General features: G+C 72.3%; 5 protein-coding genes and 1 pseudogene. 3 read left to right on the top strand and 3 right to left on the bottom strand.

What is annotated here, in order from left to right; translation table 11 throughout:
• Positions 1 to 2 precede the first annotated feature (2 nt).
• Both ACZ6O5_RS29870 and ACZ6O5_RS29865 read right to left on the bottom strand, forming a co-directional pair.
• On the bottom strand, positions 3 to 1,010 hold the full coding sequence (locus ACZ6O5_RS29870) for a class I SAM-dependent methyltransferase (RefSeq protein ID WP_465981492.1): 1,008 nt from the start codon (positions 1,008 to 1,010) through the stop codon (positions 3 to 5).
• Positions 1,011 to 1,150: 140 nt separating this feature from the next.
• Positions 1,151 to 1,942, bottom strand: coding sequence for a thioesterase II family protein (locus ACZ6O5_RS29865; protein WP_465981490.1), 792 nt, complete (start codon positions 1,940 to 1,942; stop codon positions 1,151 to 1,153).
• 105 nt (positions 1,943 to 2,047) lie between these two features.
• On the opposite strand from ACZ6O5_RS29865, the gene ACZ6O5_RS29860 reads away from it, so the two are divergent.
• The gene (locus tag ACZ6O5_RS29860) at positions 2,048 to 2,851 is read left to right on the top strand and encodes a DUF1206 domain-containing protein (RefSeq protein ID WP_281939143.1); all 804 of its coding nucleotides are present in this window, start codon (positions 2,048 to 2,050) and stop codon (positions 2,849 to 2,851) included.
• Positions 2,852 to 2,879: 28 nt separating this feature from the next.
• Here the strand turns inward: ACZ6O5_RS29860 and ACZ6O5_RS29855 are convergent, their stop codons facing one another.
• Positions 2,880 to 5,969 (bottom strand): discoidin domain-containing protein, encoded by a 3,090-nt coding sequence (locus tag ACZ6O5_RS29855; RefSeq protein ID WP_465981488.1) that lies wholly within the window; start codon positions 5,967 to 5,969, stop codon positions 2,880 to 2,882.
• Between the two features lie 209 nt (positions 5,970 to 6,178).
• Here ACZ6O5_RS29855 and ACZ6O5_RS29850 point away from each other — a divergent pair.
• Positions 6,179 to 7,522, top strand: a pseudogene (locus ACZ6O5_RS29850) (beta-1,3-glucanase family protein); the annotation flags it as partial.
• A gap of 332 nt (positions 7,523 to 7,854) precedes the next feature.
• Positions 7,855 to 11,220 carry a CARDB domain-containing protein gene (locus ACZ6O5_RS29845; protein WP_465981486.1) on the top strand — a complete coding sequence of 1,122 codons (3,366 nt, stop codon included), beginning with the start codon at positions 7,855 to 7,857 and terminating at the stop codon, positions 11,218 to 11,220.
• The last annotated feature ends 16 nt before the right edge of the window (positions 11,221 to 11,236 follow it).

The raw sequence follows: 11,236 nt of genomic DNA, 5'->3' as shown, positions 1-11,236 counted from the left end.
GGTCACGCCGTCCTGGTCGCGGTCGCGACGATCGCCATCCGGGGCACCTCGGCGACGAACTGCCCGTCGGCCCGGTAGACCACCGGCCGGACCGGGATGCCGTCCCGGCCGCCGGTCGCGGCCAGGTAGCCGGCGTGGTCGAAGTGGTGGGTGAGCAACCGCCACACCGCGTCGTCGCCGATCGTCGCGAAGAAGTCCCGGACGCCGTACATGTCGCCGACGTAGTCGCGCATCCCGGCGTACGCGGCCCGCTCGGTGTCGGCGCGCACGATCAGCGGGTCGTACAGGTCGACGACGCGCACCGGCAGGTCGGCGTCGGCGAACAGGCCGGCCAGCTCCGCGCGGGTGAAGTGCCGGTAGTCGTGGCCGCCGGCCGCGTGCGGATGCACCACCTCGGCGAAGAACCCGGCCATCGGGCTGGACTCGTCGAAGTCGTGCAGCACGATCCGGCCGCCGGGGCGGACCACCCGGGCCGCCTCCGCCACCGCCGGTGGCCGCCGGTGCGCCGGGATGTGGTGGGTGCCGTACGCCAGCAGCACCGCGTCCACGCTGCCGTCGCGCAGGAAGAGGAAGTGCGCGGCCTGGCGGACGGCGGGCAGGCCGTGCGCGAGCGCCCGGTCGACCATGTGGCCGGACACGTCACCGGTGACGAACGCCAGTTTGGACTCGAAGCAGGCGGACTGGCTGCTCGCGGCGCGGGCCACGGTGCCGTCGCCGCCGAGCACGTCCAGGATCACGGTGACCGGCTCGGCGTCCGCCGGGGTGGCCAGCTCCAGCAGGCGCCGCATCCCGGTCCAGCGCACCAGCGTGTCGCGCTGGGCCCGGCGGTACGAGTCGCCCCGGCCGGTGGAGTCGGTGTCGAACTCGCTCACCGTGGCGGCCAGTTCGGCCAGCGCCTCGGCCGCGCCCGGCCGCCCGAAGTCGAGCATCCCGCGCAGCTGGGGGTGGAGTGTCGCCACCGCGTGCAGGTAGTCGCGCAGGACCAGGGACGGCAGGTACGGCCGGCTCATCAACACCTCGGCGCGCTACGGTGTGCCGCCTCGGCAGCGGCGTTCCTCGACGAAGGAATGGCGAACTCTAGCACCGCGTCTCGTCGATCCACCATGTCCCACGGCCGCCATCGTGGAAGCCCCCGCGCGCCGGTGGGTCCTTACCTGTCCTTTGTCGCGGAATGCGCCGGAGCGGTGTGACAGGTGACGATGCGTCGCATCAGGTCCAGGATCTCCGACCGGTGCTCGGCCAGGAAGAAGTGCCCCCCGGCGTACACGTGGACCCGCGGCGGTGCCGCGCAGTCCCGCGCCCACCCGGCCGCCCGGTCCGGGTCGACGTGCTCGTCGCGGTCGCCGAGCAGCACGTGCACCGGCAGCTCCAGCGGCGGTCCGGGACGGTAGGCGTACCGCTCGGACAGGGCGAAGTCGGCCCGGATCCCCGGCAGGATCAGCTCCATCAGCTCCCGGTCGGCCAGCAGCGCGGCCGACGTGACCCCGAAGTCGCGCAGCGCCTCGATCAGGTCGGTGTCGTCGAGCTCGTGGCAGCGCCGCGCGACCCGCCGGGTCTGCGGCCCCTCGGCGCCGCTGACCAGCAACGCCAGCGGATCGGGGCCGCCCCGGCGACGCAGCTCCCGGGCCACCTCGAACGCCACCAGCGCGCCCAGGCTGTGCCCGAACAGCAGGAACGGGCCCGACGCCCGCTCGGTGACCGCCGTCGTCAGCTCCGCCACCAGCTCGGTCAGATCGTCGACGGGCGGTTCGTGCAACCGGACCCCCCGGGCCGGCAACCGCGCGACCCGCACCGACAGCTCCGGCGGGGCCGCCTCCTGCCAGGGCGTGAACGACGCGGCGATGCCACCGGCGTACGGGAAGAGGAACACCTCGGCCCCGCCGGCCGTCCCGGTCGCCGACTCGAACCAGCGGTCCGCGCCGCCCGCGCTCCCCAGGGACATGACCACGAGCATAGACACGACCGCGTCGCCGCCGGGGTGTGCCGCCGCGAACGGCCCTGCCCTCGCCCATGTTTCGCCGGAGCCGCTACGGGTGAATGTCGGCGCATGTCATCGCTGTCCTCGCGGGCTCGCGGCACCGTCTCCCGCGCCGCCGACAATCCCACGCTGGAGCGTCTCACCCGGGCCGGCTTCGTCGGCTACGGCATTCTGCACCTGCTCTTCGCCTGGGTGGTCGTCCGGGTGGCCTCGGGCGGCCCGGCCGCCGACGGCGACCAGTCGGGCGCCATGCAGGAGATCGCCGACGAGCCGTTCGGCCTGGTGCTGGTCGTGGCGATCGTCGTCGGGCTGGTGGCCATGGCGGTCTGGCAGGTGCTGGAGATGCTCCGGGAGCGTCGGCCGACCGAGCGGCTGGCGTCGGCCGGCCGGGCCGCGTTCTACCTCTACCTCGCGTTCAGCGGGGTGAAGGTGGCGCGCGGCAAGAAGTCGTCAAGCGCCGACACCCAGCAGGACACCGCCGAGGGTCTGCTCGCGTCGAGCGGTGGACGGCTCACCGTCCTCGTGGCGGGACTGGTCCTGGCCGGGCTCGGGGGATGGTTGGCGTTCGTCGGAGTCACCGGGCGGTTCGAGAAGCACCTGCGGGTCGGCGAGATGGCGGCGGCGACCCGGCGGCTGGTGCGCCGGCTCGGTACGGCGGGCTTCGTGGCCAAGGGGCTGGCGTACGGGATCGCCGGGGTGCTGTTCGTCCTGGCGGCGTGGCGGTACGAGCCGGACCGGGCGCGCGGGCTCGACGCGGCGCTGCGGACGCTGGCCGGCGAGCCCTACGGCACCGCGCTGCTGCTCGTGGTCGCGGCCGGGTTCGCGGCGTACGGGCTGTTCGCGGTGACCGAGGCGCGCTTCCGCAAGGTGTGAGCGGGGGCGCGCGCCCCCGCCCGTGCGCTCAGAAGCCGGTCAGCCCGGCGCCGTAGGGGTAGAGCGGACTACCGTAGGTCGTCGCGGGTGGCTGGCCCGCGTCGATCGCGGCCCGGATCTGGGCCCGCTCGGTCGCGGTCGCGCCCAGGTCGTACGGCAGGTCCCACGACTCGACCGCGTCGGTCGGGGTGTCGGTGCCGCCCGGACGCAGCACGTCGGAGAGGTTGCGGGGCAGTTGCCAGGGCAGCTTGCCGCGCGGCTGGTAGTCGCCGAAGAGCAGGCCGGCCAGGGCCGGGCCCATCTCCTCGCCACCCCGGTAGGTGACCACGACGGCGCTGGCCAGGTCCCGCCACTCGGTGATGACGTAGGGCCGGGGCAGCACCAGCGCCACCACCACCGGGATGCCCCGGGCGCGGAACTTCTGGATCACCGCGAGCTGGTCCGGCGGCAGGTACGGCTGTTCCTTGGGCCAGTTGGTCGCGTGGGTGTAGGAGGCCTCGCCGACCGCGACCACCGCCAGCTTCGGGTTCGGGCTGTCGTCCTGGTGCACGGTCACCCCGGCCTCGGCGGCCCGGGCCCGGATGGCGTCCAGGATGGTCCGCGAGCCGTACTCGGCGTGGAAGAAGCTGGTCCACACGCAGCAGGAGCCGCCGTCGGCCGCCCGCGGACCGGCGACCACGATGTCGTCGCCGGCGGCGAGCCGCACCGGCAGCGTGCCGGCGTCGTTCTTCAGCAGGGTCATCGCCTCGCGGGCGGCCTGGTCGGCCAGCGCCGCGTACGCCGGCTGGTGGAAGCGGTACGGGCCGTTGACCGGGTCGCCGTACGGGGCCTCGAAGATGCCGAGCTGGAACTTCAGCCGTAGCACCCGCCGGACCGCGTCGTCGATGCGCGACGCCGGCACGTTGGCCACGAAGTCGGCGATCGAGAAGCCGGCCGCGCCCGGGTCGGCGCCGCCCATCACGTCGGAGCCGGCCTTCGCCGCGCCGATCCAGGAGCCCGAGGGCAGCCAGTCGGTGGTGATCAGGCCCTGGTAGCCGAGGTTCTGCCGCAGGTAGGCGAGGATCTTGGCGCTGTCGCCGGCGCCGGGGCCGCCCGGGTCGAGCAGTGAGCTGCCCGCGTATCCGGGCATGATGTTGACCGCGCCGGCCTCCATGGCCGCGCGGAACGGGATCATGTGGTATTTGATCGTCACGTTGTCGTAGACGATCAGGGCCTCGCCGCCGGCACCCTCGCCGGGCCAGTGCTTGACCGTCGCCAGCACCGAGTGCGGGTTCAGCTCCGGGCCGCCCTGGAGGCCGGCCACCAGGGCGCGGACCTGGGCCGCGGCGACCTGTGCGTTCTCGCCGTTGCCCTCCTGGATCCGGGGGTAGATCACCTTGGTGCCGACCTCGGCCAGCGGACCGAGGACGCCGCGGGTGCCGACCTCCAACTGTTCCCGCCGCTGCATGTCGCCGAGCCGGTAGTCGAGGGGGTAGTTCCTCGCCGCGGCCAGCGCGCTCTGCATCGGGTACGTCGTCTGGTAGCCGTGGATCGTGTCGCCCGCCGAGACGAACGGGATGCCCAGCCGGGTGCCGGCCGAGGCGAGCAGTTGGCTGTGCAGGTCCGCCGCCTGCGCGGGCCCGAAGTGCCAACCCGATCGGGGGTACGCCTGGGCGTTGTAGAACAGCTGGTACGCCTTCTCTTCGGGCGTCATCCGGGCGAGCAGGTCGTCCACCCGGCTCGACACCGGCAGCCGCCAGTTCTCGTACGGTTCGATGGCGCCGTTGCGGTTGAGGTCGCGGGCGCCGGCGACGACGCCGATCCCGTCGGCGACGTTCTCCAGCACCGGCAGGTAGACGCTGAAGCGCCGGATGGTCGAGGTGACCGGGGTGCCGCCGACGGTGGTGACGTACCACTGGTAGGTCCAGCGGTCCGGCAGGTCCCAGGTGGGCGTGTAGGTCGTGCCGGTCGGCTCGGCGACCTTGGTGTAGAGGTCGAGCAGGTTGCCGGCGGCGGTGAAGTCGTAGTCGGTGCGACTGATGTTGATCCACACCTGGTAGCGGGTCGCGCCGGCGACCGCCGTCCAGCTCAGCGCGGGCCGGCGGGTGGTGGTGACCATCGCCGCGTCGGCCGGCGCGGTCAGCGCGAACTGGTCGCGGGTCGCCGGCGGGCGGGTGGGGCCGGAGAGCAGCGGCGCGGTGGTGGCGGTGTCGTCGACGCCGCCGTACGCCTGCACCTCCCACAGCGAGTAGCCGTAGCCGGTGGCCCGGGCGGTGCCGTAGAGGCGCAGGTAGCGACCGGTGCCGGTGACGGTGAGCTGTTCGGTGCCGCCCCGGCCGGTGGTGGTGGCGTAGATCATGGTCCAGGTGGCACCGTCGGCGGACGTCTCCAGGCGGTAGCCGGTGGCGTAGGCGGCCTCCCAGGCGAGCACCACCCGGTTGATGGTGGCGACGCCGCCGAAGTCGATGCTCAGCCACTGCGGGTCGCTGCCGAACTGGCTCGACCAGCGGGTGGTGCTCCGCCCGTCGAGCGCGGCGGCGGGCGCGTTGCCACCCTCCCACGAGGACGCGGCGACCTTCCGGAACTCCGAGATGGGCCGGCCGGTGGGCGGCGGGGTGGTGCCGATGCTGCCGAAGACCCTGAACTCCCAGAGCGAGTAGCCGTAGCCGGTGGCCCGGGCGGTGCCGTACATCCGCACGTAGCGACCGGTGCCGGTGACCGCGAGGGTCTGCGTGCCGCCGGTGCCCGCGGTGGTGGTGTGCACGGTGGTCCAAGGTCCGGTCGGCGCGGCGGCCACCTGGATCTGGAACGCGGTCGCGTAGGCCGCCTCCCAGACGAGCTGCACCTGGTCGATGGTGGCGGTGGCCCCGAGGTCGACCTGGAGCCACTGCGGGTCGGCGAACGCGCTCGACCAGCGGGTGCCGGCGTCGCCGTCGGTGGCGGCGGCGGCCGGGGTGGCGGCGCCCTCGGACGACGAGGCGGTGGTGGGGCGTCCCTGCGAGATCAGCGGCCCGGCCGCGACGGCGGCCGGGCCGGGCACGACGAGGTACGTGGCGAGGAGGGCGAGCAGCGCCAGCGCCACGCCGGCCGGGCGGTGCCGGCGGCGTACGGGTGCGGGCAGCGGTGGTGTCGCGGGCATGCGTGGCTCCCAGACGGTGGTGGTGGGGACCTTGCGGAGAGAGCGCCCTCGCACCCAGCGTCATCGACACTCTTCACTGAGTCAACGATGCGCGGAAAGTCCGGAAAAGATCATGGAGCGCCGGTTGTTCCTTGACAGCGACCGCGATCCGGGTCCACCCTCGGTGACCGAGAGAGCGCCCTCCGTCGGATCCACCGAAGGAGGCGTTCATGTCCCCCACCCCACCCGTCCCGCACCGGCTCGTGCCGGCCCGTCCCGCCCCCGGCCGTCCCGGGCGTCGGCTGCTCGCCGCCGCCGTCACCGCGCTCACCCTGCTCGCCGGCGGCATGCTCGCCGCCGCCCCCTCGGCGGGCGCCGCCCCGGGCCTCGCCGCCTGCGGCGGCAACGTGGCCGCCGGCCGTCCGGCGGTCGCCTCGTCCACCGAGAGCGCCGCCTTCCCGGCCTCGGCCGCGGTCGACGGCAACACCGGCACCCGGTGGTCGAGCGCGTTCGCCGACCCGCAGTGGCTACGCGTCGACCTCGGCGCCACCCGGAACATCTGCCAGGTCACGCTCCGGTGGGAGGCCGCGTACGCGGTGGCCTACCAACTCCAGGTGGCCGCCGCACCGGACGGGCCGTGGACCACCGTCTCCTCGACCACCTCGGGCACCGGCGGCACGCAGACCCTCGCGGTCACCGGCACCGGCCGCTACCTGCGGATGTACGGCACGACCCGGGCCACGCCCTACGGCTACTCGCTCTGGGAGGTGGCGGTCGCCACCACCGACGACTCGACGACGCCGCCGACCACCCCACCGCCGACCGGCGGGTTCTGGGGTGACACGACAAGCATTCCGCCGGCCCGCAACGTGCTCACCGTCAAGGTGCTCAACCGGACCAACGGCCGCTACCCCGACAGCCAGGTCTACTGGAGCTTCAACGGGCAGACCCACTCCATCGCCGAGCAGCCCTACCTGGACATGCCGGTCAACTCCGCGGGCCGGATGTACTTCCGCCTCGGCTCGCCGACCAGTCAGTACAGCGACTTCATCGAGTTCACCGTGGGTACGAACCAGTTCAACGGCAACACCACCCGGGTCGACGCGTTCGTGCTCAAGCTGGCGATGCGGCTGCACGCGCGCGACGGCTACGACGTCGCGGTCGGCGAGAACGAGGCGACCTTCGCCGAGGACCGCTCGGTGACGTTCCAGCGCTTCGCCGACGCGGTGCCGGCGGAGTTCAAGCATCTCGCCAGCATCGAGTCGCCCTACCGGATCCCGGCGCCGGGCAGCTCGCCGCAGTTCCGGGCCGGCGGCCAGTACGCCGGCTACTTCACCGCGTACGCCGACTCGGTCGGGCTGTCGGCGGCCACGTCGGACATCTTCGGCTGCGCCGGCCGGTTCGCCGGTGACCCGACCGGCTGCGCCGCGCTGAACCGGCACACCGCGCAGCTGCCCCGGACGCAGTGGGAGGACCCGACCCGCTTCTACCAGCAGTCGCCGGCCAACTGGTACGCGAAGTTCTGGCACGACCGCGCCATCAACGGCCGCGCCTACGGCTTCCCGTACGACGACGTCGCCGACCAGTCGTCGTTCGTCTCGCACGGCGACCCGCAGTGGTTGATCGTCGCCGTCGGCTGGTGAACGCGTGACGGTTCCGGAGCCGCCCGGGGCGGCTCCGGAACCGACGCGAACGACCCGGCGCCGATGGCGCCGGCGCTCCCGCTCCGTGGTCTTTCTTCCTCCACCCCGTTGACGTGCCGGTCATCCGTCTGAAACATTGACGGCCATCCTTGCAAAAACTCGCTAGAGAGACGCAAGAACGTAACGGCACCACGGAAGAAGCCAAGAATCGCATCAGTGTGATGCGAGCGGCCCGCCCCCGCACCCACGGATCGAAGGACCCGATGACACCGAAGAATCACCGCCGACGGCTCGTCAGTGGGCTCACCGCAGCCCTGCTGACCGGCCTGTCGGCCCTCGTACCCACCCCGGCGGCGGCAGCCGGCGGCGCGAACCTCGCCGCAGGCAGGGCCGTGTCCACGAGCGGCTCGGTCGAGAGCTACGTCGGAGGCAACGTCACCGACGGCAACCAGCAGACGTACTGGGAGAGCCCCGCCCAGGCCTTCCCGCAGTGGGTGCAGGTCGACCTCGGCAGCAGCGTCGCGGTGGACCAGGTCAAACTCAAACTGCCGGCGTCGACGGCCTGGGCGACCCGGACCCAGACGCTGGCCGTGCAGGGCAGCGGCGACGGCGGCACCTTCAGCACCCTCTCCCCCTCGGCGGGGCGGGTCTTCGACCCGGCCTCGGGGAACACGGTGACGATCGACTTCACCGCCGCGACCGTCCGCTACCTGCGGTTGACCATCACCGGCAACACCGGATGGCCCGCCGCCCAGATCGCCGAGCTGGAGATCTACGGCGTCGCCGGGCAGGGCGGCGGCGACCCGGGCACACCGTCCGGCACCAACCTGTCCGCCGGCAAGCCGGTCGACGCGTCCTCCTCGGTGTTCACGTTCGTGGCCGCCAACGCCACCGACAACAGCCCCACCTCGTACTGGGAGTCGAACGGCCTCCCGGCGACCCTGACGGTCAAGCTGGGCACCGACGCCGACATCACCGGGATCGTGGTCAAACTCAACCCGGACCCGGTCTGGGGCGCCCGCACCCAGACCATCGAGGTGCGGGGACGCGCCCAGGGCGCCACCACGTTCACCACCCTGAAGGCCGCCGCGGCCTACGGCTTCGATCCGTCCGGCAACCGGAACTCGGTGACCATCCCGGTCACCGCTCGGGTGGCCGAGGTGCAGCTCAGGTTCACCGGCAACACCGGAGCGCCCGGCGCGCAGGTCGCCGACCTCCAGGTCTTCGGCGGCTGGGCGCCGAACCCGGACCTGGTCGTGACGGCGGCGAGCTGGACCCCCACCGCGCCGAGTGAGGCCACGCCGGTCAACCTGAGCGCGACGGTCCGGAACAGCGGCAGCGCGACCGCGGCCGGCACCAAGGTCGACTTCAGGCTCAACGGCGGCGTCGTCGCCAGCGGCGTGGTCGGTTCCCTGGCCGCCGGCGCCACTGCCACCGTGTCGGCGACCGCGCCGGCGCAGGCCATCGGCAGCTACACCCTCGTCGTGGTCGTCGACCCGGCGGGCACCGTCGCCGAGCAGAACAACGACAACAACAGCTTCACCGCGTCCGCGCCGCTGGTCGTCGGCCAGGCCCCCGGCCCGGACCTCCAGGTCGTCGCCATCACCAGCAACCCGCCGAGTCCCGCCGTCGGCGCCACCGTGACGTTCTCCGTCAGCGTCCGCAACCGTGGCACCAGCGCCGCCGCCGCCAGCGTCACCCGACTCGTGGTCGGCGGCACCACCCTGAACACCGCCACCGGGGCATTGGCCGCCGGAGCGACCGCCACCGTGGCCGTGACCGGCAGTTGGACCGCGACCGCCGGCGGCGTGACGCTGACCGCGACCGCCGACGCCACCGGCGTCGTCACCGAGACCAACGAGACGAACAACTCGCTGTCACGGTCCATGGTGGTGGGACGCGGCGCGGCGGTGCCGTGGACGGAGTACGAGGCCGAGGCGGCCCGCTACCAGGGCACCCTGCTGGAGGCCGACCCGCTGCGCACCTTCGGCCACACCAACTTCGCCACCGAGTCGTCCGGCCGCAAGTCGGTCCGGCTGACCAGCACCGGCCAGTTCGTCGAGGTCACCTCCACCAGCCCGGCCAACTCGATAGTCGTCCGCAACTCCATCCCCGACGCGCCCAACGGGGGCGGGCTGACCGCCAGCCTCAGCCTCTACGTCAACGACACGTTCGTCCAGAAGCTGACGCTCTCCTCCCGCAACAGCTGGCTGTACGGCACCACCGACGACACCGAGTCGCTCTCGAACACCCCACAGGCGGACGCCCGGCGGCTGTTCGACGAGTCGCACGCCCTGCTCGCCCAGTCGTACCCCGCCGGCACCCGGTTCCGGCTGCAACGCGACGCGACCGACACCGCGTCGTTCTACGTCGTCGACCTGATCGACCTGGAGCAGGTGGCGCCGCCGGCCAGCAAGCCGGCGGAGTGCACCTCGATCACCGCCTACGGCGCCGTCCCCAACGACGGGATCGACGACACCGCCGCCATCCAGCGGGCCGTGACGGACGACCAGAACGGCGTCATCGGATGCGTCTGGATCCCGGCCGGCCAGTGGCGGCAGGAACAGAAGATCCTCTCCCCCGACCCCAACCGCGGGCAGTACAACCAGCGAGGAATCCGCAACGCGACGATCCGGGGCGCGGGCATGTGGCACTCGCAGCTCTACACCGAGACCGAGCCGCAGAACGTGGTGGGCAACATCAACCACCCGCACGAGGGCAACGTCGGCTTCGACATCGACGACAACACCACCATCTCGGACCTGGCCATCTTCGGCATGACCACCAACCGCGCCAACCGCGGGCACGGCCTGAACGGACGGTTCGGGAAGAACACGAAGATCAGCAACGTCTGGATCGAGCACGTCAACGTGGGCGCCTGGGTGGGCCGCGACTACTCCGACACCCCGGCCTACTGGAACCCCGGCGACGGCCTGGAGTTCACCGGGATGCGTATCCGCGACACCTACGCCGACGGCGTCAACTTCTCCAACGGCACCCGCAACTCGCGGGTGTTCAACTCCTCCTTCCGCACCACCGGGGACGACTCGCTCGCGGTGTGGGCCAACCCCCGCGTCAAGGACACCACCGTGGACGTGGCCCACGACAACCGCTTCCTCAACAACACCGTGCAACTGCCCTGGCGGGCGAACGGCGTCGCGATCTACGGCGGTTACGGGAACACGGTGGAGAACAACCTGATTTCCGACACCATGAACTACCCCGGGATCATGCTGGCGACCGACCACAGTCCGCTGCCGTTCTCCGGCACGACGCTGGTGGCCAACAACGGCCTCTACCGGTGCGGTGGCGTGTTCTGGAACGAGGACCAGGAGTTCGGGGCCATCACCCTGTTCCCCGCCAGCGGCGACATCACCGGCGTCACCATCCGCGACACCGACGTCATCGACTCCACCTACGACGGCATCCAGTTCAAGAACGGCGGCGGCAGCATGCCGAACGTCACGATCAGCAACGTCCGCATCGACCGGTCGAACAACGGCGCGGGCATCCTCGCCATGAGCGGCGCCCGGGGCAACGCCACGCTGACCAACGTCACCATCAGCAACTCCGCCGACGGTGACATCGTCCGGCAGCCCGGCACCACGTTCACCATCAGCGGCGGCTGACGCCTGTCACACCGCC

The sequence above is a fragment of the Micromonospora sp. NPDC049201 genome (assembly GCF_055586805.1).
The sequence above is the reverse complement of the archived record's forward strand: the minus strand, read 5'-3'. Positions and strand labels throughout refer to the sequence as shown.